Genomic DNA, 25,814 nt, shown 5'->3' with positions numbered 1-25,814 from the left:
TTAAAATTTCGGTTTTACAGATTGAACAAGACTATCCATACTTATAGGTTTAGGAATTACAGCTGTTCCGGGTTTTATATTCCCCGTTCCTGCAGCAATAATTTTCTCACCTTTTTTAACCCCGGATTTTAGAAGTGCCATATTATCAATTCGGTCGATTACATCCACTACTACATTTTTAGCAGTATCTTTATCTACTTTATATACATAAACAATTCCCTGCTGTTCGTAAGTAGCACTCTCGGGAACAACCAAAACATTATCAAAATATTTTGGAAATCTAATAGTACCGCTGTTTCCGTTGCTTAAAAGCTTTTGTGAATTTTTGAATACAACTCTAAACTGAATAGTTCCTGTGGTTTGATCTATAGATCCTGTAATCGCTTCAATTCTACCTTTTTCAGGATAAATACTTCCATTAGCCAGCTGTAGCTCTACCATAGGAAGATTTTTAATTTTTTCTGGAACATTTGCCCCTTTTGATTTTTCTAAAAAGTCGAAATAAGATTTTTCGTTCATAGAAAAATAGGCAAATATTTCTGAGGTATCTGAAATCGTTGTAAGCGGAGTCTGATCTGTTGGCCCAACCAGACTTCCCACTTTTAATGGCAGTTTCCCGATAACTCCTGAAATTGGAGCACGAATCACAGAATAGTCGATATTGGCTTCAACACCTTTATAAGTGGCAACCGCTTGTTTTTTTGCCGCAGCAGCCTGCTGTAAACCAGCCTGTGCACGAACCAGATTTGCCTGAGCTGTCTGAAGCTGCACATTACTGATGATATTTTTCTGAACCAATGGTTTAAGCTTATTCACTTCAACCATTGCAGCATTTACCTGAGCCTGAGCGGCTGCGATATTAGATTCTGCCGCAGTAATTCCTGCTTTGGATGCGGCTGCGGTTTCATTAAGAGTATTGGTTTCCAGTCTGAATAAAGGTTGTCCTTTGGTAACAAACTGACCTTCATCCACCAAAACCTGAGTAATATATCCCTGAATTTTAGCTCTTACATCATTGTTTATTCTCCCTTCAATAGTTGCAGGATAAGTATCGTATCCCACAATATTTTTATTTTCTACAGACACTACCGGAAATGGTTTTGGACCATCTTGTTTTGGAGCTTCTTTTTTACACGCGGTAAGCATTACTGCTCCGGCAGAAAATAAAATAAGTTTATTTTTCATATTATAGTTTATTAAGAGATTCCTGAATATTAATTATACTTTTATTTAATAGTTCTTTGTAGGCTTCATTTTTTTCATCCACTTCGTTATGGTCTATTTTTCTGAATTTTTTGAGCTCATCCATCAGTTTAAGCTCATCTTTCATTTTCTGAACAATTTTTTCGAATCTTATTTTTTTATAATCATCATTGGCAAAAAAATATCTTTTTCTTTCGTCTATTTTATTAAGATCAACAATCAGCTGTATATTAAGAAGCAGACAAATACTCGTAGAAACAGAACTTTTACTTGCCGAAAAAACTTCTACAAACTCATCAAAAGTAATTCCGACTTTATTAAAATCGAAAATTAGATAAGAATAAATCTTTGATGCTAATGGTGGAAGATTAAAAATATTTCCGTAAAATCTCACGGCATCCTGAAAAATTTTTTCATCTACCTCTAAAGTTTGCTTCATCAGTTTGAATTTGGGTTCAAAAATATTAATTAGTTCGGAACAAAACGAACAAACTTAATAGAGTTTATAAATAATTCTTTATTTCACAATCAATAATACTATTTGAAGGTTTTTTAAATAATTAATTTCTCAAAAGCTTTTCTCATTCCATCAGCAAGCATAACTTCTCCACAATAGGTATATCCTTTAGATTCTAAAATCTTTAGCATAGCCATATTATCATAATTGGTATCTACTTTAATACTGTTGATTTTTTGAGAAACTGCAAATTCTTCAATCTTTTCAAATAAGATCTTAACTAAACCTTTTCCGGCAAAATTATTATCTACCGCGACCCTGTGCACAACTATAAAATCTCCCTCACTGAGCCATTTCCCGTCAATTTTACTGTATGCAGGTTCATCATTAATGATAAGGGCACTATATACCGCTATTTGATGGTCTACCAATAAAACATAAGCAAAATCTTTTTCAACATCTCTTTCAATGGTCTGTCTGTTGGGATAACCATTCTGCCATTGGGTACTTCCGTCTTTTTTTCTTCTTTCTATTGCCTGCTGAATTATTTTCCAAATATCATCAATATCCTGAGAATTGGCTTTTCTAAAGGTAATTACATTATTATCGGTCATGAAATAATTTATTGAAGTCTTAAAAAAAATGGTATCAACACAATTAATGCCAAAGGCACTACATCCTTCCTTTACAAAAAAAACCGAAAGCTGATATAACTTTCGGTTTCTGAAGTAGTAAAATTTAAAATTATGAAATTGTTTTTAATTAAATTAATTTTCATTTTGCTGAAGATAGGCATCAATAATCTCAAAAGCTTTTTTTTCATCTTTAAGATTTACCATCACTTTCAGCGAAGTTGCCGTAGGAGTAGTTGTAAAAGTTAGATAATTATTTTCTACATCGGTGGCTATTTGTGCATCATCTAACTTAGATTTAATAAGTTGAATTTCAGCAGGTTTGTCGCTTTCAAAAACCGACACTCTCGTATTTGTATCCATATTCTTTACATTTTGAGTATCTAAATATAGAAAGTTTTTTTTAAAATTCCAAATTGAGAAGTTTTAAATTTTATTAATATTATTTTCAATTTTATCTAAAGCAATCTGAATTTCCTCTTTGGTTACATTAAGATGTGGTCTGAATCTAACTGACTGATCTCCACAAGCTAAAAGAATTAATTGGTCTTCGTACAGCACATTTCGTAACCTGTCTCTTTGCTCACCCGAAGGCAAATCTATGGCACACATTAAGCCTTTTCCACGTGCGTTAGAAAGTTTTTCAGGATATTTCTGTGCAAGATTTTTCAGTCCGTCCAAAAGGTAATCGCCAACAATCTGAACATTTTCTAAAAGGTTTTCTTTTTCTATTACTTCCATTACAAGCTGAAATCGGAGCATATCGATAAAATTTCCACCAAATGTTGAATTTATTCTGGAACTTTCTCTAAAAACATTATCCGGAACTTCATCAAACTTTTCTCTGTTGGCTAAAACGCCACAAACCTGCGTTTTTTTACCAAAAGAAATAATATCCGGCTTTACACTCAAATGTTCGAATGCCCACATTTTGCCCGTAATTCCTATTCCGGTCTGAACTTCATCGAAAATTAAAAGGACTTCATGCTCATCACAAATATTTCTTAATCCCTGGAAAAATTCATCTCTGAAATGATTATCGCCGCCTTCAGCCTGAATTGGTTCAATAATAATACATGCCACCTGATTAGGGTGAGAAAGAATAGCTTCGGTAATCTGAATAAGAGCTAAATTTTCGTTTTTAATGGTTTCCTCAAGGTTTTCTTCCGTAATAGGAAAAGTTAATTTAGGATTAAGGATTCTAGGCCATTCAAACATTGGGAAATACTGATATTTTCTAGGATCTGAAGTATTTGTTAAGCTTAAAGTATAACCACTTCTTCCATGAAATGCCTGTCTGAAATGAATACAAATTCCGGCTTCCAAATCAATGCCTTTTTCGAAGTTTTTTCTTGTTTTCCAGTCGAAACACGCTTTCATTGCATTTTCAACCGCTAAAGCTCCACCTTCAATAAAAAATGCAAGCTGCAATTCTTTTGGTAAAACTACCCTTTCGAAAACTTCCAGAAAATCTGCATATTCTTTAGGATAAACATCTGCCAAAGTTGGCTTATTAACTGCCATTTTCCCCAACCATTCCGATTTTTCGAGCAAGTAAGGATGATTGTAGCCAATAGACGCAGAACCGAACATCGAAAACATATCCAGATAATTTTTCCCGGAAATAGAATCGTGAATCCAAGATCCTTGCGAGTTTTCAATATCCATCACGAAATCGAACCCGTCTGCTAAAACGTGTTTTCCTACGGTTTCTTTTATTTTATTTGTATGAATTTCTAGTGTATTGTCCATAATTGTGATTGAAGTTTGATGAAATGAATAAATTTAGAAATAATACTGAAAATTAACATTCAGTCATTTTTCAAAATCTTTATTTTTCTGATTTACATGTTTTTACAAATCAAATTTAATTCCCTGTGCCAAAGGAAGATTGGTTGTGTAATTGATGGTATTTGTTTGTCTTCTCATATAATATTTCCAGACATCCGAACCAGATTCTCTACCGCCTCCGGTTTCTTTTTCACCACCAAAAGCACCACCGATTTCTGCACCCGATGTACCAATATTTACGTTTGCAATTCCGCAATCTGAGCCTGCATGCGAAAGGAATAATTCTGCTTCTCTTAGATTTTGCGTCATGATTGCAGAAGATAAACCTTGCGGCACATCATTCTGAATTGCAATTGCTTCATCCAATGAAGAATATTTAATGAGATATAAAATAGGAGCAAAAGTTTCGTGTTGTACGATTTCATAAGAATTTTTAACCTCCGCAATGCATGGTTTAACATAACAGCCAGACTCGTAGCCTTTTCCTGATAAAACTCCGCCTTCAACTACAAAATTTCCGCCTTCGGCTTTACATTTTTCAATAGAATTTTCGTACTGTTTTACGGCATCGGTATCAATAAGCGGTCCAACGTGATTGCTTTCATCAAGAGGATTTCCTATTTTCAGTTGTCCGTAAGCTTTTACCAATCTGTTTTTCACTTCATCGTAAACACTATCATGAATTATTAATCTTCTTGTAGATGTACATCTCTGTCCTGCTGTTCCTACCGCTCCGAAAACTGCTCCGATAATAGACATATCCAGATCTGCATCCTTAGAAATGATAATTGCATTGTTTCCACCAAGTTCAAGGATAGATTTCCCGAATCTTTCAGCCACTTTAGAAGAAACTTTTCTTCCTACTTTTGTAGATCCTGTAAACGAAATTAAGGCAACACGTTTATCATCTACCAATTTTTGTCCTATTTCGTGATCGGCAACCAAAACACTTGATATTCCTTCAGAAAGATTATTATCTTTAAGAACTTCGCTCATAATATTCTGACAAGCGACTGCACAAAGAGGTGTTTTTTCTGATGGTTTCCAGATGGTAACATTTCCGCAGATCCACGCCAAAGCGGTATTCCACGCCCAAACCGCAACCGGAAAATTAAATGCTGTTATAATACCTACAATTCCCAAAGGATGATATTGCTCGTACATTCTGTGTCCTGGTCTTTCAGAATGCATGGTATAACCGTGAAGCTGTCTGGAAAGACCTACTGCAAAATCGCAGATATCAATCATTTCCTGCACTTCTCCCAAACCTTCCTGTAAAGATTTTCCCATTTCATAAGAAACCAATTTACCAAGATCATCTTTATATTCTCTCAGTTTAAGACCTAACTGTCTTACAATTTCTCCTCTTTTTGGAGCAGGAATAGTTCTGAATTCTAAAAATGCTTTTTGTGCGGTTTCTACTACTTTGTCGTAATCTTTCTCTCCCGAAAGTTTTACCTTGGCAATGAGCTTACCGTCTGCCGGAGAATAACTCTCTATAGATTTTCCTGATGCAAAGAATTTTCCTCCGGTAGAAGTTCCTTTATTGTCATCTTTAATTCCTAAATTTTTTAGTGATTTTTCAATTCCAAAATCTTTGGTTTTTTTTGACATACAATTTTAACTTTTCGTTTTGCCTAAGATAAAAAAATATTGTCAACCTAAAAATTTTATTTTTTTTGCATTCATTTTATTTGGACTAATTATAAACATGCTTATCTTTGTAAGGTAATCATTTGAATTTCAGAAATGGAAAATAAGAAGACGATAGACGAACCCGCTCTTGAAGAAAAAAAAGGCTCACGATGGAAAAGGTTGGTAAAGAAATTTGGAATTGGCGGAATTATATTTTTTACAGTAAAAGGAATTATTTCTTCTACGCTTATCTATTTTCTGGGAAAAAATGCGTGGAGCATTATTGCAGGTTACATAACGGGGATATTTGATTAATTCAATTGAAATATTGAACGCAAAAAGCTGAGAAATTTCTCAGCTTTTCTTTATTTGGATAAAAAGTTAATTTTACTGTTGATTATTCTTTCTTTTTCCTTCCGGAATTGATAAGAGATTGATTGAGAAGAAACTCAATTTGTCCATTCACGCTTCTGAATTCGTCATTTGCCCATTTTTCCAGAAGTTTATAGGTAGAATCATCAATTCTTATTACGAAAGATTTTTTAGATTTATTTTCTGAAGAGTTCTGAGCTTTTTCTGATTTCATTTTCTTTTGTTTTCTTCTTGCTTTGATATATTTTCAATACAAAATGTAGTGAAATAATCTGCCTTAGTTATACAAAGTTCCTGCATTAAGAACCGGAGTTGCAGCTTTTTCTCCACACAAAACCACCATTAGATTACTCACCATTGCTGCTTTTCTTTCATCGTCCAATTCAACAATATTTTCTTCAGAAAGTTTTTTCAAAGCTAAATCTACCATTCCTACTGCTCCTTCAACAATTTTTGTTCTTGCAGCAACAATCGCTGTTGCCTGTTGTCTTTGAAGCATGGCTCCTGCAATTTCAGATGCATACGCTAAGTGGGAAATTCTTGCTTCCTGAATAACAATTCCAGCCTTAGAAAGTCTGTCGGTAAGTTCCTGCTCTAAAATAGAATTAATTTTATCTCCACCTTCTCTTAAAGTGATCGGAGCATGATCGTCTTCCAGATTATCGTATGGGAAACTCATTGCCAAATGACGGACTGCTGCTTCGCTCTGCATTTTTACAAAATCTGCATATTTTTCCACATCAAAAGCTGCTTTGTAGGTATCTCCCACTTTCCAGACCATAACTACGGCAATTTCTATTGGATTTCCCATTTTATCATTTACCTTTAATGTCTGTCCCTGCAAATTTTCTGAACGCAAAGACATTTTCTGAGAAGAATATAATGGATTAATAAAAAACAATCCGTTTTCCTTTACTGTTCCTACATATTTTCCGAAAAAATTCAGTACTCTGGAGTGATTTGGCTGAATAATCATTAAACCTTTCATAAAGAAAAAGGTAACAAATAGGCAGACAAAAGACAGTATAAGATAAGTAATGTTATTATCAATTCTGTCGTCTACGCCGATAATAAATAGGTAAACACAAAAAGCAAGCAGTAATAAACTGATGACAAGTGCTAAATAGCCAGACATAGGCTTTAAAACTTTTTCCATAATTATAATTTTTAAAATGATATTATTTTGATATCATAAAGATATATATAATTTTTGAGTATTGAATTTAAAATCAAACTAATAGAACAAAAAAAATTCCTGAAAATAAATTTTCAGGAATTTTAAAATATTTAAATTTTATTTTATTTCTTCTTTAAAGCTACAAACTTAAAGTAAGAAGCAATAGCCAAAATAAGCATCGTAGAAAAACCAATATACACCCAAGCCGGAATCGGAACAGGATCTCCCGCTGCATAAGAGTGTAATCCTGTTAAGTAATAATTAACTCCAACATACGTCATTAGCATAGAACAGAAAGAGAACATGGTCGCTACATGAAATGCCCATCTGCTTCTCAATCCCGGAACCAATCTCATGTGTAAAACGAAAGCATAAATCATTACCGAGATAAATGCCCAAGTTTCTTTGGGATCCCAACTCCAGTATCTTCCCCAAGATTCATTTGCCCAAATTCCTCCCAAAAAGGTTCCTACTGTTAATGCAAAAAGACCAATTGTTGTAGACATTTCCGAAACGATAGCCAATTCTTTTAAGGTAGTATCGTTATGAAGTTTGAATAATTTTTTATCTGCAATAATATAGAACACCAGAGAAATTACTGCAATAATCATGGATAATGAGAAAAAACCATAACTTGAAATAATAATTGCTACGTGTACAATAAGCCAGTAAGATTTTAAAACCGGTACCAAAGGAGTAATCTGTGGATCTAATGAAGATGCTCCATGCGCAAATCCCATCATAATTACCGCAACCATATACCCTGCTGCAGGAATTAATGCGTTAGCATTGTTTTTAGTTCCGAATAATTTTTTAGGCAACTGAGCCGATTGTGCGTCTGCAGATGTATTTTTATTTTTACCAAATCCGAAATAGAAAAGCAAACCTGCTGTAATCCCAACCCAGGAAATAAAAATAATTGCTTCGTAACCATTACTCCAAGGTGCGTGACCAGAAATATACCATCTCCCTATCAGACCCAAGAAATGGAATATATAGCCAATAATTCCTATATAAATAAGAACTCTGATTATTGTATTAAGAATTTTATTAGGTTTGAACAATTCAACAAAACCAAGAATTAACAGTAAACCTCCTACTAACGTATAAAAAATTAGAAGCTTAAAATTGATGTCGGTTTTATTCATAAAAACTTCCAAATCAATTTTCGATTGAGAAGGCACTACAGCTTTCCCCCATTTCTGCTGATAATCCGAAAGCTTTTTAAGCTCAATATCTGCTTTGCTCCAGTTTCCGGATTTCTGAGCCTGAATAACTTCAGCAAAATAAGGTCCCATCACTTTTTGAGATTCCAAATCCGGTTCCATATTAGCATCTAACCAAGAATTCCATCGGTGATTGGGATCATTTTTCACAGGAACAATTCTCAGAAACTGCCCGCTGAAAAATCCATTGAAAATCTGTACTTTTTCGTTTATTTTAATAACCTGCTTGTCATATTCAGATTGTTCTGCCGGTTTTTTTCGAAACGCTGTGTTATAATCAGACTCCAAAATATAGGCAAGATTACCGTTTTTATCTGCAGGGAAAAGGTTCATTAAAGAAGTATATCCATCTTCATTAGCTTTAGTCTTTTTCAAAAGATCCTTTCCACCTTTAGCATCAATTTTAATCAATGGAACCATTGTCCAGCTTGGAGTATCTGTATTTACAGAAATAAACCATTGTTCCGCTGTTAAATATTTACCATCTGAACCTTTAAAGTTATCTCTCTGATAAAGCTTTCTTAAAACATCTAAAGCTTCAGTATTAATCGGTACAATTCTCCCTTCAATATTCTGTACCAAAAGGTATCCAAATTTATCTGCATGCTCCTGGCTGATTTTATTTTGAGCAATAATTTCGTCAGGAGAAATCATTCTCATTTTCGTTAAAGGTGCCGCAAGAGAATTTTGCTGTGGCTGCGATACTTCTGCGGCATGATTGTGCTCATCTTCCGTTAAATGTACGTGCTCTCTGCTTCCGTCTGTTTTTCCGTGGGTTTCAATTTTTTGGGCATTTAAACCAAAACTTAACAAAAGAAGAAGAATTGCAGCAGTTTTCTTTTTATTGATGTCTTTCAGCATTTTATTGAGTTTCCAAAAGTGAGTTCCTTTCCAAAAGAACATAAAAAACATTCCTCCGAATAACAATGTATATCCTATGTAAGAAATTAAAGTTCCCCAATAATCGTGATTTACAGATAACAATGTTCCCATTCTGTCCGGAGTAAAACTAGCCTGAAAGAAACGGTATCCTTTATAGTCTAAAACGTGATTCATGTAGATTTTATAAGGAATTTGCTTGCCTTCGTCTATAATTTTAACGTGACTTTCATAAGCACTTGGAGAAGAACTTCCGGGATAAGTTTCCATCACGAAATCATCTAATTTTATGGCAAATGGTGTATTATAAACTTTCGGTCCAAATCCAACCATAATATTCAAACCATCCATGGTAACCTGCTTAAAGGCGTTTGGATTTCCTTTTTCAACAGAAAGTTCTACGATTTGTTTGGTTTTAGGACCTTCAATCTCAATGGTCATCGCATCCGGAACATTCTGATCTTTTTTTCTATCACCTTCTACAGCAATTAGTTTACCTCTTTTTAAACCTTCCGGTACTACCAATTTAAGTTCATTAATGTTGTATAAACTTCTCAAAACCAAAGGCTGAAATTCATCTTTTTTGGTAGTTCCTGTCGCCTGAGTTGCCATCGTCATATAATTGGCATCAACAGGAGTTTTTATCATCAGTTGTCCGTTTTCCTGCTTAAATTCTACTGCTCCGTCTATAGAACGGTTAAAAGTAACCAGCGTTCCGTTTATAGATTTTGTTTCTCCGGATTTAATGAAGATATTCTGTCTTCCCATTTCCGCTGTAGAAACCAAATGAAGATATTCTGGCGCATTGGCATCTGCTACAAGGCTGTCTTTTTTTCTTTGAACATAATCTAATGTTTTAACCTTGATTTTTTTATCATGAAAATCATACGTAGCATTAAAATCTTTATGAAGCGGAGACATTAAATAAGGTACATCCTGATAATCGAGTGCGTCACCCTTTTCTTCAATCTTAATTTTGAAAAAGTTCTTATCGGTAACAATTTCGTTGCTGGTTTGCCCTTCTCTAATGGTCATTTGCCCTTCAAAACTAATGTATCGGGTAATTGCACCACCAACAAAAATGAGAATAAATGCAAGGTGAAAAACCAAAACAGGCCATTTGTCTCTTTTCCATAACCTGTATCTGCCAATGTTACCTACAAAGTTAATGATAAGCAGAAGCATAATAAGTTCGAACCATTTTGCTTCATAGATTAATGCTTTTGCAGTTGGCGTACCGTAATCGTTTTCTAAAAATGTAGCATAAGCCATAGAAAACGCATAAACCAGCAACAGAACAGCCATTGTTCTGGTTGAGATAATTATATCCTGGAGTTTCTTCATGAGATTTTTTACTTGACTTGCAAAAATAAGGATGATAAACCGAAAGAGCTCTAAAAAAAGCTGTTTTTTATCAGCCAAAAGTGGTTTTTATTTATTTAAAACAATTCTAAATAAATAAAATTCATGTTATTTTATCTCAATCTTTCTACACAATTCATAGCAAAAAATAGGGATATAAAAACAAATCTCTTTTCCATTAAAAGATTATTAAAATCTAAAAAAAAGATTAAATTTGCCGTACGTACATTATGGAAAAGAAATCATCAAAACAGACAGCTCCCACATCAGAATCAGGTAAAATATTATCCAAACCACGTATATTTTTCGGGTTAACTTTTATTGTTTTTGCAGGTGTTCTTACCCTATCTTTCATCTCTTATCTTATGAATTGGAAGGCAGACCAAAGCCAGGCAGGAACCATGCTCGACAAAACCATACAATCATCTAATCTTTTCGGAAAACTCGGAGATTGGTTAGGAAATATATTTATTTTTGAAAGCATAGGAATTGCTTCTTTTATTATCGCATTTCTGTTTGTGGTTTTCGGAACAATGATCTTGAAAAAGAAAATATTCAAGCCGTGGATGACTTTCGGACATTCTCTCTTCTTCATTTGTTGGCTTCCGATTCTTTTTGGAGCCATTACCAAAGGACAAGGAGTTTTAAGCGGTGTTTACGGATATCAAATTATGGATTCTCTTTCTGCCATTATCGGAACAGTAGGTCTTTGGGTAGTTTTGGTAGTAAGTATTGCTTTGTATTTCATTCTTGAATTTAATCTGAGACCAAGCTCTGTTAAAGCTAAATTAAGCGAGTTAAACGACAATACAATCGGAAGAGTAAAATCTATGATGCCTAATTCTGACGAGAATTTCGAAGCAGACCAGGAACTTGAAGAAGAAATTAACAGCAATGAAGCTTTAAATATAAAAGTAACCGACAATTCGGGAAGCATCAATCAGAACAATTCCAAAAAGGAATCTCCTTTTAAAGAATCAAAACCTGAAGCCGATATTGAAACCATCGTCACTCCGAATAAAACATCTTTTGAAGAAGAGGTAAAACCTACAATATCTTCAGTTAATCTAAGCCTTGAAACTCCGAAAAATATTCCTGCTGTAACTCCGGAAGACGCTTTCGATGTTAAAAACACTTTTTCTTCGCCTGCAAATGAAGATATAAAGTTTAATGTAGAAGTTGCCCCCGTTGTTGATATTATTGATGATACAGACAGACAATCTCAGGAATTGGTAGAAAAACATGGACTATATGATCACCGATTAGAGTTGGCTAAATTTCAAATGCCTACCATAGATTTGCTTAAAGACTATGGCAATGAAGAAATCTCTATTAACAAAGAAGAATTAGAAGAAAACAAAAACAAAATTGTAGGTCTTCTTAAAAACTTTAATGTAGGAATTGCAGAAATTAAAGCTACGATAGGGCCAACTGTTACATTATACGAAATTGTTCCGGAGGCAGGAATCAGAGTTGCTTCGATAAAAAAACTTCAGGATGATATTGCTTTAAATCTTTCCGCCTTGGGAATCAGAATTATTGCACCGATGCCGGGAAAAGGAACAATTGGTATTGAAGTTCCTAGAAAAAATCCTACTATGGTTTCCATGAGATCGGTAATTGCTTCTCAGAAATTCCAAAATACAGATATGGATCTTCCTGTAGTATTCGGAAAAACCATTTCTAATGAAGTATTTATGGCAGATTTGTCTAAAATGCCTCACCTTTTAATGGCAGGTGCTACCGGACAGGGAAAATCGGTCGGAATTAATGCAATTCTCACCTCGTTACTCTACAAAAAACACCCAAGCGAGCTGAAGTTTGTAATGGTAGATCCTAAAAAGGTAGAACTTTCTTTATATTCTAAAATTGAAAGACATTATTTAGCAAAACTTCCGGATGCTGAAGAAGCTATTATTACAGATACCAACAAAGTTATCAACACGCTGAACTCTCTGTGTGTTGAAATGGATCAGAGATATGATCTTCTTAAAAACGCTTTCTGTAAAAATTTAAAAGAGTACAACAAGAAATTCAGCGAAAGAAAATTAAATCCAGAAAATGGACACCGTTATTTACCTTACATTGTTTTGGTAGTAGACGAATTTGCAGATTTAATTATGACTGCCGGTAAAGAAGTAGAACTTCCTATTGCAAGATTGGCACAGTTGGCAAGAGCCGTTGGGATACATTTAATTGTTGCAACACAAAGACCGTCGGTGAACGTAATTACGGGTATGATTAAAGCCAATTTCCCGGCAAGAGCTGCATTCAGAGTTATTTCTAGTGTAGATTCGAGAACCATTTTAGATTCTCCCGGAGCAGATCAGCTGATTGGTAAAGGAGATATGCTTTACTTTAACGGAAATGAAATTTTAAGACTTCAATGTGCATTTGTAGATACTCCAGAAGTTGAAAGATTGGCAGAATTTATTGGTGAACAGAAAGGATATGCTTCTGCATTTTTACTTCCCGAATATGTTTCTGAAGACGCAACAAGTACAGTGGGAGCTTTCGATCCAAACGAAAAAGATGCCCTTTTTGAAGATGCTGCAAGAATTATTGTTTCTACACAGCAGGGTTCTACTTCTATGCTCCAAAGACAGCTGAAGTTAGGCTATAACAGAGCGGGAAGAATTATGGATCAGCTTGAAGCAAGCGGTATTGTAGGAGGTTTTAACGGAGCCAAAGCCAGAGAAGTTCTCATTAGCGATCTTCATTCTTTGGAACAGTTTTTGGAAGATTTGCGAGGCTAAAATTTAACCAAAAGTGTTTTGACAAGTCTAAAGGATAGAAAAATTAGATATAAAATGAAAAAAGTAATTTCAAAAATAGTTTTAGGAACTTTTGTAGTAGGAAGTATAGGATTTGTGCAGGCTCAAAAAATTGATGCAAAAGCAAAAAAAATACTGGATGATATTACCGCAAATTATAATTCTAAGAAAAATTCATATTTTAAATTTGCTTTTGGAAGCGGAGTAAACGGAACAGTTTCTAAAACCGAGCCCGGAATTTACTATTCTGCAGGCAATAAGTATAAACTTAAAATAATGGAAACCGAGCAAATCTTCGATGGTAATAAAATTTACAACATCAATACTGAAGATAAGGAGGTTACCGTTGCAAAACCTAATGAAAGCAGTGCAATGTTCTCCCCAATTAATTATCTTACTTCTTACAGAAAAGATTATAATGTTTCGTACAGTGGAAAAAAGAACGTAGATGGTGTAAATGCTGATCTCATTAAATTAACCCCAGTAAAAGCAAACGGACTGAATTACATTTATCTTTATGTAGATTCTGCTAAAAAGCAAATGCTAAAACTGGAACAGTATGGAAACAATAAAGACATCTCCATAATTTCTATTAAAGACTACAAAGAAAACCAGCAGTTAGATCCCAATATGTTTGTTTTTGATAAAAATAAATTCAAAAATTTTCTGGTTACAGAATTATAGTTCTAAATAAATATTAAAATTTAAAGTCACAAAGAAAACTTTGTGGCTTTTTCATTAATTTTGGCGCATGTTAAAAATATTAGACCGATATATCATCAAGACCTTTTTTGGTCCGTTTTTTTTCATATTCAGCGTTCTGTTTTTTATATTTATTGTAAATATTATTTGGATTCAGCTTGGGCAGTTTATGGGAAAAGGTCTTACAACATTTCAGATTGTAAAACTTCTCTTCTACTTAGGCGTGAATGTGGTAAGTATGGTACTTCCGCTCACAATTCTTTTGGCGAGTATTATGTCGTTTGGCGAGTTGGGAGAAAGATATGAACTTGCCGCAATGAAAGCTGCAGGAATTTCTCTTACCCGAATTATGGCACCTCTTTTCGGAGTTTCTGTAGGACTTGCTATTCTGCTTTATGTTTTTTCTAATAATATCATTCCGGATTTTCAGAGAAAAGCAAAAAATATGCTTTTTAATATTGCTCAAGCAAAACCAGCGTTAAATTTCACTCCGGGTCAGTTTATCGATCAGCTTCCGGGATACATGGTAAAATTTGACAAAATTAAAGGAGAAGAAGGCAGAGATTTGGAAGGAATTTTTATTCATAAAAAAGCAGGTAATTTTGACGATCAGCAAACCATTGTTGCCGAAAAAGGAAAATTTGCCAACGCCAAAAACAGAAAATACATGCAGCTTATATTATATAACGGCTATGTAATTGAGGACTCTTATGCCGGAAAATCTGATGCTGTACGCCTTAAACAACCCGATCAGGGAACAAAATTCGACACTCTTATTACCCATTTCGATATTAGCGAATTAATAGATAAAGCAATTGAAAAGGAAAATATTACAGAAGATTATAGATTCCAGACTTTTAGAGAATTATTTACAACGATTGATAATACAAAAAAACTCAATAAAGTAACTAATGAAACGATAGGTAACGAAATGCTGAGCCAGCTAAACTCGGTGGTTACTTATATGGATCAGGGTAAAACCAAAGCACCAACAAAACAGCAGTATAAATTAGATACTTTAAAAAAAGACAATAAAATTCAGGCACTTACCAACGCTTACTCCAGACTTGAAAACTTTAAAAATAATCTCGACACAAAAGATAGTGAAATTGATCCCAGCAAGAAATATTTCAGCAAAGTAATATTGTATCAGCAGAGAATGCTTACCTACTCTTTTACCTGTATTATTTTCTTCATGATTGGTTCCAGCTTGGGTTCTATCATCAGAAAAGGAGGAATGGGAGTTCCGGTAATTATCGCCATCATTATATTTATCATATTTTACATCATAAATGTAGGTTTCGAAAATTTAGCATGGGCAGGAAAAATGAATCCTTATCTTGCAGCATGGCTTCCCAATATTATTCTGTTTCCATTTGGTGTTTTAATGACTTACAAAGCACTTACAGATTCTCAGCTTTTCGATTCTGAAAAATATAAGGCATTGTTTAAACCCATTACTAAATTTTTCGTAAAAGATAAAGAGCATAAAAGATATCAATAACACAAAGCCGGTTCTCAGAATCGGCTTTTTATTTGAAGATTAATGATGCAATAAAATCATAAAAAAATTCAGAAATCTGATGTAGTTTTAAAGATTAAGCACAAATAAAAAATGCCTTTATTAGTGATAAAAAAGCACTTTTCTTGTTCTATATAAATTACATTGTAATCATTTTATTCACTTCAAACTAAGTTTTATATATTTGTTAAAAAGACAAACTATATATGGATCAACTTTCAGACAGAGTAAAAAGGTTAGGATATTCTCAGACTTTTGTAATGTCTAATAAGGCTAGAAAAATGAAAGCCAGCGGAATAGACGTAATAAGTTTAACATTAGGCGAACCAGATTTCGATGTTCCCGATAATATTAAACAGGCAGCTTTTGATGCAATTAATGAAAATTACAGCCACTACTCTCCTGTTCCCGGTTTTCTTGAACTTCGACAGGCTATTACCGAAAAATTAAAAAGAGATAATAATTTAGATTATAAGCCTACACAAATTTGTGTATCCAATGGAGCAAAACAGGCAATTATTAATGTTTTGGCATCCATCATCAACGATGGAGACGAGGTAATTTTACCAACTCCTTTTTGGGTAAGCTATGATGAAATGGTAAAAATGATGGGCGGAACATCCGTAATGCTTCCAACATCGTACGTAACTGATTTTAAAATTACAGCAGAGCAACTAGACGAAGCTATAAATGAAAAAACAAAAGCAGTACTTTTCAGTTCGCCATGCAATCCTTCAGGTGGATATTATACGTATGATGAACTTAAATCGCTGGCAAAAGTTATTGCTAAATATCCTCAGGTAACAGTTATTTCTGATGAAATATACGAGTACATCAACTACGAAACAAAAACAACATCTATTGCACAGTTTCCGGAAATTTATGAGCAAACTGCAGTCATCAACGGAATGTCTAAAGCTTTTGCCATGACGGGTTGGAGAATTGGGTATTCTGCCTGTCCGGAATGGCTTGCAAAAGCATGCGAAAAAATTCAGGGACAAATGACAAGCGGAGCCAATACAGTAGCCCAAAGAGCCTCTATAACAGCCTTAAAAACAGATCCTAAAGAATATCATTATATGATTGATGCTTTTAAAAAGCGTAGAGATTTAATGTATGATTTAATTAAAGAAATCCCTGGTTTCAAGGTTCTTTTACCAAAAGCGGCATTCTATTTCTTTCCGGATATTTCTTTTTACATCGGAAAAAACCTTAACGGAAACGAAATAAAAAATGCAGATGATTTCGCCATGTTTATTTTAGAAAATGCACATGTTGGTTGTGTTGGAGGCGTTTCTTTCGGAAGTCCGGAATGCATAAGATTTTCTTATGCAGCTTCAGAAGAAGATTTAAAAGAAGCAATGAAGCGTATTAAAGAACTCCTTTTGCCTTTCGCATAATTATTATTAAGCTGTCATTTTTTGGCAGCTTTTTTTCAGTTTTTTAAGAACAGTAATGGTTACAAAACTTATATCTGTTTTCATTTTTTTATCTTTGCTTAAAATTAAATATATTTCATGGATACAATTGACAGCCTGAACCAAGTAGCAGAATTCCACACCACTTTTAAAGCCCCAATTTTAGATACTCCACAAATTCCTTCCAAAGAAAGATGCAATCTGAGAGTTGATCTTCTTCAGGAAGAACTAAACGAATTAAAACAGGCAATTGAAGACCATAACATCGTAGAAATTGCAGATGCACTGTGCGATTTGCAATATGTATTAAGCGGAGCTGTTCTAGAGTTCGGTCTTGGCAATAAATTTGTAGAACTCTTCAACGAAGTTCAGCGTTCTAATATGTCTAAAGCTTGTGATACAGAAGAACAGGCACAGGAAACTGTAGAATTTTATAAAGAAAAAGGTGTAGAATCTTTTTATGAAAAATCTGGAGAAAAATTCAATGTTTACCGAAAATCCGATCATAAGGTTTTGAAAAACAAATATTATTCTCCGGCAGATTTAAAATCAATAATAGAAAACTAAAATGAAAAAAGTTATTACCCGAATTATTGCACTGTCTGTTTTGGCAATTTCTCTACAGGAGTTCAATGCTCAGAAATTAGTAGTTAACCGTGAAGTAGAAACTACCGCAGATGGAAAAATGCTTCTTGGTCATCAGTTAAAAGATCAATTTACCAAAGAGCCTTATGCAGATTGGTATCAGAAAGAGTTTAACGAATATGCTTTGGATCAAAAAGCAGTGAGCGAGCTTAGAAAAGATAAATTCAATTCTTATAATCTTATTGTGTTCATGGGAACTTGGTGCGAAGATTCTCACAGAGATTTCCCTAGGCTGATGAAAATTTTGGATGAATTGAAATATCCAGATTCAAGACTCACCATTATTGCTGTAAACAGAAAAAAAGAATCTCCAACGGGAGATGAAGTGAAATATAACATCCAGAAAGTTCCTACCATTATTGTAGAAAAATATGGCAAGGAAATTGGAAGAATCATTGAAATGCCGACTACAGGATACATAGAAAGAGATCTTGTAGAAATCTTAAAAAAAGACGACAGATCGGTTATTAAAGAAATATTTAAAAAAGAAAATTGAGAAATTTAAAAATTTTATTACCGTTTTTTGCAGGAGTTATACTAATGTTACTCCTGTTTTTTAGTTTTAAATCGTGTTTCAGCTTAAGCGAGAAAAAAGAGAAATCAGATTATTATCTGCTTACCAACCAAATTTCTAAAATGAACAAAATGGTAGTTTTGGAGCAGAATTTTTCCGCAATGCAGAAAACAAAAATGAGTTATGAATTTTTTGGTAAGGAAATGACGAGCAACAGCATCATTACTTATACCAAAACCGATGCTCAGGTTTCTTACGATCTTAATAAAATGAAAATTGAAGTAGATTCAATTAACAAAAAATTGGTTATATCAGAACTTCCCAATGCAGAAATAAGAATCACTCCAAGTGTTGAAATACAGTCTATGGACGATTCTTTTTTCAATAGAATTTCAGAAAAAGATATTAAAAATGTTACACAGAAAGCCAAGCAGACGGCAATTAACTCTGTGGATCAGAATAAACTTAGAAATGAAGGTCGCACCCAATTAATGGAAAACCTGAATAATATCTTCGTTTTGGCAAAGGCTTTGAATTATAAAATAGAAGACCAAACCGGTAAAATTGGTATTCTAAACCTTTAAAATTCAAACTTATGGATTCCAAAGAAAATAAACCAAAGAAAGAATCTGCAAATTCAGCTGAAACAAAAAAGCAAAACGAAGATTTTAGGGATATTCCTGCTTCTTCTCAGAAACAAAATCCGCCAGACGTAGACAAAAAAGATGTTCAGAAATCTTCGAAAGGTAAAACAGGAAAAACAGATAATACTAAGTGAAAGCTTAGTATTTTTTTGTTTATTTTAAAATCTTTTCACTTTTAAAATGAAAACAGAGCATTTTTAAGCGAAATATCTGCTCTGTATTTTTTAAACATATAAAATTTACGTATTTTTGCATCTTAAAATTTTTTAGTTAACAATGATAAAAATTACACTTCCAGACCAAAGCGTCCGAGAATTTGAAGGAGAAGTTACTCCTTTAGATGTGGCAAAATCTATTAGCGAGGGATTGGCTAGAAATACCATTTCCGCAGTTGTAAACGGTACACAAGTAGAAACCACCACACCTATCACCACAGATTCTACGGTACAGCTTCTGACTTGGAATGATGATCTTGGCAAGAAAGCTTTCTGGCATTCTTCTGCCCACCTTTTGGCGCAGGCTATCCTAGAATTTTATCCAAATGCTAAATTAACTATCGGTCCGGCAATTGAAAATGGTTTTTATTACGATGTAGATTTCGGAGACGAGAGTTTATCTGAAAAAGATTTTGAAAAAATTGAAAAGAAAGTTTTAGAAAACGCTAAAAAAGGATCAACTTTTTCATTATATCCTGTTTCTAAAGAAGAAGCATTAAAAACATATGCCGATAATCCTTATAAAGTAGAATTAATTTCTAATCTGAATGATGGCGAAATTACTTTTGTAACCCATGACAACTTTACAGATCTCTGTCGTGGCGGTCACATTCCGAATACAGGAATTGTAAAAGCTTTTAAAGTTTTAAATGCTGCGGGTGCTTATTGGAGAGGAAATGAGAATAATCCTCAGTTAACACGAGTTTACGGTATATCTTTTCCTAAACAAAAAGATCTTACAGAATATCTTGAAAGATTAGAAGAAGCAAAAAGAAGAGATCACAGAAAACTGGGTAAAGAACTTGGTATTTTTGCATTTTCAGAAAAAGTAGGACAAGGATTACCTCTTTGGCTTCCTAAAGGTACTGCATTGAGAAAAAAACTGGAAAATTTTCTTTCCGAAGCTCAGAAAAAAGCAGGATATGAGTTTGTAATGACTCCACATATCGGAGCAAAACAGCTTTATGTTACTTCAGGACACTGGGATAAATATGGAGCTGACAGTTTTCAGCCAATAAAAACTCCAAATGAAGGAGAAGAATTTATGCTGAAGCCGATGAACTGTCCACATCACTGCGAAATTTATAAAACCTCACAGTGGAGCTATAAAGATTTGCCAAAAAGATATGCTGAATTCGGTACTGTTTACAGATACGAACAAAGTGGTGAGCTTCATGGTTTAACCAGAGTAAGAGGATTTACTCAGGATGATGCCCATTTATTCTGTACTCCGGATCAGTTGATGGATGAGTTTAAAAAAACTATTGATTTGGTTCTTTATGTATTTGGTTCTCTTGGATTTGCTGACTTTACGGCTCAGATTTCTTTAAGAGATCCTGAAAATAAAGAAAAGTACATTGGATCTGATGAAAATTGGGAAAAAGCTGAAAATGCAATTGTAACAGCTGCTACAGAAAAAGGTCTTAATACCGTAACTGAATATGGTGAAGCTGCTTTCTACGGTCCTAAGCTAGATTTCATGGTGAAAGATGCTTTGGGAAGAAAGTGGCAGTTGGGAACTATTCAGGTGGATTATAACTTACCTGAAAGATTTGATTTAACATACACAGGAAACGACAATGAAAAACATAGACCGGTGATGATTCACAGAGCACCATTCGGATCTATGGAACGTTTTATAGCCATTTTAATAGAAAATACGGCTGGAGATTTCCCATTATGGCTGGCTCCGGATCAGTTTATTATTCTTCCGATTAGCGAAAAATATGTAGATTATTCTAAAAAAGTTTCACAACTTTTAGAAAATCACGATATTAGCGGATTAATTGACGACAGAAACGAAAAAACTGGTAAAAAGATTCGTGATGCCGAATTAAAGAAGATTCCATTTATGCTTGTAGTAGGAGAAAATGAGGAAAAGGATGGCACAATTTCTGTTAGAAGACGTGGTGAAGGAGATTTAGGAGTAATGAAAATAGAAGATTTTGTTACTTATTTTAAAGAAGCTTCAAAAACAGGATTTGAATTTGGAGCATAATTTCTAAATGAAATTTCTCCAATAAAAATAAAAAATGATTGGTTATTTTTTTAGCCAATCTAATGAACAAAGATTAACCAATAAAATTTAATACAATAGCACAAAGATTTAACAACAGAGGCCCACAGAGACGTCCACAACAAGAGGACGCTCACATGATTAACGATAAGATCCGAGTAAGAGAACTTCGTTTGGTGGGAGATAATGTAGAACCAGGTGTATACCCTATCGATAAGGCAAGACAAATTGCTAAAGAGCAGGAACTGGATCTGGTTGTCATTTCAGATAAGGCAGAGCCTTTTATTGCAAGAGTACTAGACTATAAAAAGTTTTTGTACGAGCAGAAGAAAAAACAAAAAGAGCTTAAAGCTAAACAGGTAAAAGTAGTCGTAAAAGAAATTCGTTTCGGACCTCAGACTGATGATCACGATTATGAATTTAAGAAAAAACATGCTGAAAAGTTTTTAGAAGAAGGTTCTAAACTGAAAACGTATGTATTTTTTAAAGGACGTTCTATCATCTTTAAGGATCAGGGAGAAATTTTACTTTTGAAATTGGCTCAGGAACTGGAGCAAGTAGGTAAAGTAGACCAACTTCCTAAGCTTGAAGGTAAAAGAATGATTATGATGATGAGTCCTAAAAAACCGGCTAAATAATTTTATAATCTATTATCAGAATTAAATTCATTTTTTATTCTGATGATTTACGATAAACAAAAGAGATTTTCTATGAAAGTCTCTTTTCGTATTATTATTTTTTGTAATTTTGCAGTCGCAATTATTGCGTGAGGGATAGTAACGAAAAGCCCACAGCAAAAAAGGAAATGCCTTGGAGCGAGGACTTACAGTGAATAGCCCGACCCGAATGAGTGAATGCAGCGTAGCGGAATGAACGAGTGAGGGACACGCCATAATCAATGTAACAATATAATAATGTACCAATGTAAAAATTATTGGTAAATTGATAAATTGCTACATTTAAAATAATATTGATAACAAAAACATAAAAAAGCAAACAATGCCAAAATTAAAAACGAAATCAGGTGCTAAGAAACGTTTTGCTCTTACCGGAACTGGTAAAATCAAAAGAAAAAACGCTTACAAAAGCCACATCTTAACTAAAAAAGAAACTAAGCAGAAGAGAAATCTTACTACTACTTCTTATGTAGCTAAAGTGGATGAGAAAAGCGTTCAACGTCAATTAGCAATTAAGTAGTTTTTATAAATCTTTATCCGGTTTATAAGAATTAAAAAAATTCAACATTTTAACCCTGAAACGGTGCACCAAAGAGCAACAGTGTTGCCGCCCTTTTCAAAAAAACAATTTAAATTATGCCAAGATCAGTAAATGCCGTAGCTTCTAGAGCTCGCAGAAAAAAATTAATGAAACAAGCTAAAGGTTTTTTCGGTAGAAGAAAGAACGTTTGGACTGTTGCTAAAAACGCGGTACAAAAAGCAATGCAATATGCTTACCGTGGTAGAAAAGAGAAAAAGAGAAATTTCAGAGCACTTTGGATTATGCGTATTAACGCTGGTGCAAGAGAGCACGGAATGTCTTACTCTCAGTTTATGGGGGCTCTTAAAAAGAACAACATTGAGCTTAACAGAAAAGTTTTAGCAGATTTAGCAATGAATCATCCTGAAGCTTTCAAAGCAGTTGTAGATCAAGTAAAATAATGTAAAATATTTTGTTATCAATATAAATCCCGGGTTTTTTGCTCGGGATTTTTTTATTATTTACATTTGCCCAAAATCTTTTTTAAAAGTGAAAAAAATAACAGGATTTCTGCTTCTTTCAATGGTTTCTTGCAGCTTTAACGCTCAGACATTTATACAGGCTTACCAAAACAGAGCCAACCAGGTTACACAAAGCAATATTACTACTCTACTTCAGGAATTTTCTAATTTGGGAGTAAAAACAACGGGCTCTCCAGAAAATACCGATACTTTGAACTGGTTAAAAACTAAATATCAGTCTTTTGGTTATAATACCAACCAGATTTCGGAAGATACTTTTACGTATGGAAGCATAACATCTAAAAATTTAATTATCACTAAAACAGGAACGGTTTATCCCAATACCTATGTAATTATTTGCGGACATTACGATACTATTGTTGGTCCCGGTGTAAGCGATAACGGAAGTGGAACATCAATAATTTTAGAAGCTGCCCGAATTTTAAAAGATATCCCTACAGAATATTCTGTGAAATTTATTCACTTTTCAGGAGAAGAACAAGGTTTAATAGGTAGCAATCACTATGTAAACAATGTTGTTTTTCAAAATAATATAAGACAGCTTAATCTTAAAGTAGTTTTCAATATAGATCAGGTTGGAGGACAAATTGGCAATCTGAATAACACCATCAACTGTGAAAGCGATCAGGATGGGCAGACAGGAAACAACGCTCCTTCTTTGGCAATGACTCAGGAATTGGCAACTTGTACGAGTCTTTATTCGCCTCTGCAAACTGTACTTTCTAATGCTTACTCATCAGATTATATGCCTTTTGAAGGAAAAGGTGATATTATTACCGGTTTCTATGAAACGGTAAGAAGTAATAATGAACATACTGTAAATGATACTTTTGCCAATGTAGATCCCATATATGTTTACAATGTAGGAAAAGCTGCTGTTGGAGCTTTACAACATTTTGCCGTGGCATCTTCTCTTTTATCTACAAATGAAGTTAAAGAAAATAATCTTGAATATTTAAAAGTCTATCCAAATCCTGCCAAGGATATTCTTCACTTGGAGCTACCCGAAAAGATTAAAAAATTTAATATAGAAATAAATGATATGACCGGAAAGCTAATTTCTTCTTACGAGAACGAAAAAAACATTAACATTTCAAAGTTAATTAATGGTGTTTATCTTTGTACCGTAAAGTCGGAAGAAGGCAAAGCTGTACATAAATTTATCGTGAAAAAATAAATTACATTTTATCCAAGATCTTTTTAGGTAAAACTTTGGTAAGCTGAGATTTTAATTCTTTCTCTGCATAAACAACTTTCCAAGTTTTTTTATCTTTAGAAATAGCATAAACAGACATCGGTGCATTAATGGTATATGCACCTTCTTTTGCATTATACTCTATATTATTTTTTCCGTACTTGGAAGAAAGCATTTTGCTGATATTTTTCTTCATATCATCATTCATGGAACTTACATCTGCTCTCATTTTCAAAAAATAACTCACTAAAGAAAAATATTCGCCGTCTACAAGTTCCGGTTTGCCTACGGATACAAATTTCATGTCTTTCACATCAATTTTCACAAAAGGATTATTGTAAGTCATATTCAGAATTTGCGTCATTTGCTCTTTAGGAAAAACCGTAAAGTATTTTGGATAAATACAGTCGATAGTTTTATCAAGCTGTTTATATTTAATCGTATTGGCAAAAAATACAACCGATTTTCTTATAGACTGATCTTCAGTACCAGTCGCATTCTGAGCGAAACCCAATGCAAAAAAAATTATTAAGGCGAAACTGAATATTTTATTTTTCATTTTTAAATTTAAGTTTTTCAAATGTACAAAAAAGAGACAAGGTAATTTTAAATCTAATCAAATTAAACAAAAAACCGTTTCAGTGCGAAACGGTTTTAGAATATGATGTGGTTAAAAGTAATTATGGAACTTTTACCAGTTCTACATCGAAAATCAGCCATGCATTTGGCGGAATAACTCCTCCTGCTCCTCTTTCTCCGTAACCCATTGCTGGCGGAATCAGTAAAGTAGCTGTTTCTCCTTCTTTCAATAATAAAATCCCTTCATCCCAACCTTTAATTACTCTACCGGTTCCAACAGGAAATTCTAATGGCTCATTTCTTTTGAAAGAAGAATCAAACTCAGTTCCGTTTGTAAGCTTTCCAGCGTAATGTACCTGTACATTATCACCTGCTTTTGGAGTTTTGCCATCAGTTATTTTAGTAATTTTATAGTAAAGACCAGATGGCGTAACCTGCATTCCGTTTTTAAGTTCGTCTAAAGCTTTTTTAGCATCAGCTTCAGCCTTTTCTGCCATAGCTTTGTTATTTGCGGCAATTTTACTTTTTCCTTCGTTGAAAGTTTTTGCAGCATCATAGTTTTTGTATTCGTCACCTTTACTAAATACAGACACTTTTTCTAAAACAACATCCGTAGTTGGTTTGTCTTGTGCTCCTTTTTCTACATTAGCAATTGCATCAATCACCTCTTCACCTTTTACCACTTTACCGAAAATGGTATGTCTGCCGTCTAACCATGGCGTAGCAACTTCTGTGATGAAAAACTGAGAACCATTTGTATTTGGTCCTGAATTCGCCATCGAAAGAATACCTTTTCCTGTATGCTTAAGATCATTTTTTTCATCTTCAAACTTATATCCAGGATCTCCCATTCCTGTTCCTTTAGGATCTCCTCCCTGAATCATGAAATCTTTTATCACTCTGTGAAAAATGGTTCCATCATAAAAAGGAGTACCTTTTGCTTTTGCCGTGTTATCTATTTTACCTTCTGCAAGACCAATAAAGTTTGCAACAGTTACCGGAGATTTTTTGTCTTCAAACTTTACAATCATGTTACCTTTGCTGGTCTGAAGGTTAGCATAAAGTCCGTCATTAAGACTTGCGTAAGTTTCTTTGTCTATATTCATTTTTTTATAA

25 protein-coding genes are annotated in these 25,814 nt (G+C 33.9%); 14 read left to right on the top strand and 11 right to left on the bottom strand.

All coding sequences use genetic code 11. The features are described from left to right. From MTP08_RS06085 to amaB, 6 genes are all read right to left on the bottom strand, one after another. The gene (locus tag MTP08_RS06085) at positions 1 to 1,185 is read right to left on the bottom strand and encodes an efflux RND transporter periplasmic adaptor subunit (RefSeq protein ID WP_243577512.1); all 1,185 of its coding nucleotides are present in this window, start codon (positions 1,183 to 1,185) and stop codon (positions 1 to 3) included. Position 1,186: 1 nt separating this feature from the next. Continuing rightward, positions 1,187 to 1,642, bottom strand: coding sequence for a transcriptional regulator (locus tag MTP08_RS06080; protein WP_243577511.1), 456 nt, complete (start codon positions 1,640 to 1,642; stop codon positions 1,187 to 1,189). Positions 1,643 to 1,755: 113 nt separating this feature from the next. Further along, positions 1,756 to 2,274: a GNAT family N-acetyltransferase gene (locus MTP08_RS06075; RefSeq protein WP_243577510.1), complete on the bottom strand. Its 519-nt coding sequence runs from the start codon at positions 2,272 to 2,274 to the stop codon at positions 1,756 to 1,758. 153 nt (positions 2,275 to 2,427) lie between these two features. Then, positions 2,428 to 2,655 (bottom strand): DUF2007 domain-containing protein, encoded by a 228-nt coding sequence (locus MTP08_RS06070; RefSeq protein ID WP_209390814.1) that lies wholly within the window; start codon positions 2,653 to 2,655, stop codon positions 2,428 to 2,430. A gap of 63 nt (positions 2,656 to 2,718) precedes the next feature. Further along, a complete protein-coding gene (gene lat / locus MTP08_RS06065) occupies positions 2,719 to 4,044 on the bottom strand; it encodes an L-lysine 6-transaminase (protein ID WP_243577509.1) in 1,326 nt (441 codons plus the stop codon). Between the two features lie 102 nt (positions 4,045 to 4,146). Beyond that, positions 4,147 to 5,697, bottom strand: a complete 1,551-nt coding sequence (gene amaB / locus MTP08_RS06060; protein ID WP_243577508.1) for an L-piperidine-6-carboxylate dehydrogenase — start codon at positions 5,695 to 5,697, stop codon at positions 4,147 to 4,149. Between the two features lie 135 nt (positions 5,698 to 5,832). Between amaB and MTP08_RS06055 the strand changes: the two genes are divergently transcribed. Next, positions 5,833 to 6,033 (top strand): hypothetical protein, encoded by a 201-nt coding sequence (locus MTP08_RS06055; RefSeq protein ID WP_243577506.1) that lies wholly within the window; start codon positions 5,833 to 5,835, stop codon positions 6,031 to 6,033. 82 nt (positions 6,034 to 6,115) lie between these two features. Here MTP08_RS06055 and MTP08_RS06050 read toward each other — a convergent pair whose 3' ends face one another. From MTP08_RS06050 to ccsA, 3 genes are all read right to left on the bottom strand, one after another. Continuing rightward, positions 6,116 to 6,304, bottom strand: coding sequence for an Arc family DNA binding domain-containing protein (locus MTP08_RS06050; RefSeq protein WP_209390810.1), 189 nt, complete (start codon positions 6,302 to 6,304; stop codon positions 6,116 to 6,118). Between the two features lie 63 nt (positions 6,305 to 6,367). Further along, a complete protein-coding gene (locus MTP08_RS06045; RefSeq protein ID WP_209390809.1) occupies positions 6,368 to 7,246 on the bottom strand; it encodes an SPFH domain-containing protein in 879 nt (292 codons plus the stop codon). 143 nt (positions 7,247 to 7,389) lie between these two features. Further along, entirely contained in the window at positions 7,390 to 10,716 is a 3,327-nt protein-coding gene (gene ccsA, locus MTP08_RS06040) for a cytochrome c biogenesis protein (RefSeq protein WP_243577504.1), read from the bottom strand. 248 nt (positions 10,717 to 10,964) lie between these two features. Here ccsA and MTP08_RS06035 point away from each other — a divergent pair, with 248 nt between their 5' ends. The 13 genes from MTP08_RS06035 to MTP08_RS05975 all read left to right on the top strand — a co-directional run bounded on the left by MTP08_RS06035 (position 10,965) and on the right by MTP08_RS05975 (position 24,101). Next, positions 10,965 to 13,490: an FtsK/SpoIIIE family DNA translocase gene (locus tag MTP08_RS06035; protein WP_243577502.1), complete on the top strand. Its 2,526-nt coding sequence runs from the start codon at positions 10,965 to 10,967 to the stop codon at positions 13,488 to 13,490. Positions 13,491 to 13,544: 54 nt separating this feature from the next. Next, the gene (locus tag MTP08_RS06030; RefSeq protein WP_209390329.1) at positions 13,545 to 14,192 is read left to right on the top strand and encodes a LolA family protein; all 648 of its coding nucleotides are present in this window, start codon (positions 13,545 to 13,547) and stop codon (positions 14,190 to 14,192) included. A gap of 67 nt (positions 14,193 to 14,259) precedes the next feature. Further along, positions 14,260 to 15,714, top strand: a complete 1,455-nt coding sequence (locus tag MTP08_RS06025) for an LptF/LptG family permease (protein WP_243577500.1) — start codon at positions 14,260 to 14,262, stop codon at positions 15,712 to 15,714. Between the two features lie 224 nt (positions 15,715 to 15,938). Continuing rightward, positions 15,939 to 17,132 (top strand): pyridoxal phosphate-dependent aminotransferase, encoded by a 1,194-nt coding sequence (locus MTP08_RS06020; protein ID WP_243577499.1) that lies wholly within the window; start codon positions 15,939 to 15,941, stop codon positions 17,130 to 17,132. A 117-nt stretch (positions 17,133 to 17,249) separates the two neighbouring features. Continuing rightward, a complete protein-coding gene (locus MTP08_RS06015; protein WP_209390332.1) occupies positions 17,250 to 17,717 on the top strand; it encodes a pyrophosphohydrolase domain-containing protein in 468 nt (155 codons plus the stop codon). Position 17,718: 1 nt separating this feature from the next. Continuing rightward, positions 17,719 to 18,291, top strand: a complete 573-nt coding sequence (locus tag MTP08_RS06010; protein WP_243577497.1) for a TlpA family protein disulfide reductase — start codon at positions 17,719 to 17,721, stop codon at positions 18,289 to 18,291. After that, entirely contained in the window at positions 18,288 to 18,893 is a 606-nt protein-coding gene (locus MTP08_RS06005) for a DUF4230 domain-containing protein (RefSeq protein WP_243577496.1), read from the top strand. The genes MTP08_RS06010 and MTP08_RS06005 overlap by 4 nt, the downstream gene beginning before the upstream one ends. Before the next feature lie 11 nt (positions 18,894 to 18,904). Continuing rightward, complete coding sequence (locus tag MTP08_RS06000; protein WP_243577494.1) at positions 18,905 to 19,087, top strand: hypothetical protein; 183 nt, start codon at positions 18,905 to 18,907, stop codon at positions 19,085 to 19,087. A 142-nt stretch (positions 19,088 to 19,229) separates the two neighbouring features. Beyond that, positions 19,230 to 21,167, top strand: a complete 1,938-nt coding sequence (gene thrS, locus MTP08_RS05995) for a threonine--tRNA ligase (protein WP_243577492.1) — start codon at positions 19,230 to 19,232, stop codon at positions 21,165 to 21,167. Between the two features lie 155 nt (positions 21,168 to 21,322). Then, positions 21,323 to 21,823: a translation initiation factor IF-3 gene (infC, locus tag MTP08_RS05990; RefSeq protein WP_243577490.1), complete on the top strand. Its 501-nt coding sequence runs from the start codon at positions 21,323 to 21,325 to the stop codon at positions 21,821 to 21,823. A 361-nt stretch (positions 21,824 to 22,184) separates the two neighbouring features. Continuing rightward, on the top strand, positions 22,185 to 22,382 hold the full coding sequence (rpmI, locus tag MTP08_RS05985; RefSeq protein ID WP_034676300.1) for a 50S ribosomal protein L35: 198 nt from the start codon (positions 22,185 to 22,187) through the stop codon (positions 22,380 to 22,382). A gap of 116 nt (positions 22,383 to 22,498) precedes the next feature. Further along, positions 22,499 to 22,843: a 50S ribosomal protein L20 gene (gene rplT, locus MTP08_RS05980; protein WP_209390338.1), complete on the top strand. Its 345-nt coding sequence runs from the start codon at positions 22,499 to 22,501 to the stop codon at positions 22,841 to 22,843. A gap of 88 nt (positions 22,844 to 22,931) precedes the next feature. Beyond that, complete coding sequence (locus MTP08_RS05975) at positions 22,932 to 24,101, top strand: M28 family peptidase (RefSeq protein ID WP_243577489.1); 1,170 nt, start codon at positions 22,932 to 22,934, stop codon at positions 24,099 to 24,101. A 1-nt stretch (position 24,102) separates the two neighbouring features. On the opposite strand, the gene MTP08_RS05970 is transcribed toward MTP08_RS05975, so the two are convergent. Both MTP08_RS05970 and MTP08_RS05965 read right to left on the bottom strand, forming a co-directional pair. Continuing rightward, complete coding sequence (locus tag MTP08_RS05970; RefSeq protein WP_243577487.1) at positions 24,103 to 24,678, bottom strand: hypothetical protein; 576 nt, start codon at positions 24,676 to 24,678, stop codon at positions 24,103 to 24,105. Between the two features lie 121 nt (positions 24,679 to 24,799). Further along, on the bottom strand, positions 24,800 to 25,804 hold the full coding sequence (locus MTP08_RS05965; protein ID WP_243577485.1) for a peptidylprolyl isomerase: 1,005 nt from the start codon (positions 25,802 to 25,804) through the stop codon (positions 24,800 to 24,802). Positions 25,805 to 25,814: the final 10 nt, after the last annotated feature.

The sequence above is a fragment of the Chryseobacterium oryzae genome (assembly GCF_022811665.1).
GTDB classification, from domain to species: Bacteria; Bacteroidota; Bacteroidia; order Flavobacteriales; family Weeksellaceae; genus Chryseobacterium; species Chryseobacterium oryzae.
This window is presented reverse-complemented; position numbering and strand designations above follow the sequence as displayed.

Excerpts from the sequence above, each read along its gene's own strand:
- MTP08_RS06085 (WP_243577512.1), bottom strand. The coding sequence starts at position 1,185 with ATGAAAAATAAACTTATTTTATTTTCTGCCGGAGCAGTAATGCTTACC.
- MTP08_RS06080 (WP_243577511.1), bottom strand. The coding sequence starts at position 1,642 with ATGAAGCAAACTTTAGAGGTAGATGAAAAAATTTTTCAGGATGCCGTG.
- MTP08_RS06075 (WP_243577510.1), bottom strand. The coding sequence starts at position 2,274 with ATGACCGATAATAATGTAATTACCTTTAGAAAAGCCAATTCTCAGGAT.
- MTP08_RS06070 (WP_209390814.1), bottom strand. The coding sequence starts at position 2,655 with ATGGATACAAATACGAGAGTGTCGGTTTTTGAAAGCGACAAACCTGCT.
- lat (WP_243577509.1), bottom strand. The coding sequence starts at position 4,044 with ATGGACAATACACTAGAAATTCATACAAATAAAATAAAAGAAACCGTA.
- amaB (WP_243577508.1), bottom strand. The coding sequence starts at position 5,697 with ATGTCAAAAAAAACCAAAGATTTTGGAATTGAAAAATCACTAAAAAAT.
- MTP08_RS06055 (WP_243577506.1), top strand. The coding sequence starts at position 5,833 with ATGGAAAATAAGAAGACGATAGACGAACCCGCTCTTGAAGAAAAAAAA.
- MTP08_RS06050 (WP_209390810.1), bottom strand. The coding sequence starts at position 6,304 with ATGAAATCAGAAAAAGCTCAGAACTCTTCAGAAAATAAATCTAAAAAA.
- MTP08_RS06045 (WP_209390809.1), bottom strand. The coding sequence starts at position 7,246 with ATGGAAAAAGTTTTAAAGCCTATGTCTGGCTATTTAGCACTTGTCATC.
- ccsA (WP_243577504.1), bottom strand. The coding sequence starts at position 10,716 with ATGAAGAAACTCCAGGATATAATTATCTCAACCAGAACAATGGCTGTT.
- MTP08_RS06035 (WP_243577502.1), top strand. The coding sequence starts at position 10,965 with ATGGAAAAGAAATCATCAAAACAGACAGCTCCCACATCAGAATCAGGT.
- MTP08_RS06030 (WP_209390329.1), top strand. The coding sequence starts at position 13,545 with ATGAAAAAAGTAATTTCAAAAATAGTTTTAGGAACTTTTGTAGTAGGA.
- MTP08_RS06025 (WP_243577500.1), top strand. The coding sequence starts at position 14,260 with ATGTTAAAAATATTAGACCGATATATCATCAAGACCTTTTTTGGTCCG.
- MTP08_RS06020 (WP_243577499.1), top strand. The coding sequence starts at position 15,939 with ATGGATCAACTTTCAGACAGAGTAAAAAGGTTAGGATATTCTCAGACT.
- MTP08_RS06015 (WP_209390332.1), top strand. The coding sequence starts at position 17,250 with ATGGATACAATTGACAGCCTGAACCAAGTAGCAGAATTCCACACCACT.
- MTP08_RS06010 (WP_243577497.1), top strand. The coding sequence starts at position 17,719 with ATGAAAAAAGTTATTACCCGAATTATTGCACTGTCTGTTTTGGCAATT.
- MTP08_RS06000 (WP_243577494.1), top strand. The coding sequence starts at position 18,905 with ATGGATTCCAAAGAAAATAAACCAAAGAAAGAATCTGCAAATTCAGCT.
- thrS (WP_243577492.1), top strand. The coding sequence starts at position 19,230 with ATGATAAAAATTACACTTCCAGACCAAAGCGTCCGAGAATTTGAAGGA.
- infC (WP_243577490.1), top strand. The coding sequence starts at position 21,323 with ATGATTAACGATAAGATCCGAGTAAGAGAACTTCGTTTGGTGGGAGAT.
- rpmI (WP_034676300.1), top strand. The coding sequence starts at position 22,185 with ATGCCAAAATTAAAAACGAAATCAGGTGCTAAGAAACGTTTTGCTCTT.
- rplT (WP_209390338.1), top strand. The coding sequence starts at position 22,499 with ATGCCAAGATCAGTAAATGCCGTAGCTTCTAGAGCTCGCAGAAAAAAA.
- MTP08_RS05970 (WP_243577487.1), bottom strand. The coding sequence starts at position 24,678 with ATGAAAAATAAAATATTCAGTTTCGCCTTAATAATTTTTTTTGCATTG.
- MTP08_RS05965 (WP_243577485.1), bottom strand. The coding sequence starts at position 25,804 with ATGAATATAGACAAAGAAACTTACGCAAGTCTTAATGACGGACTTTAT.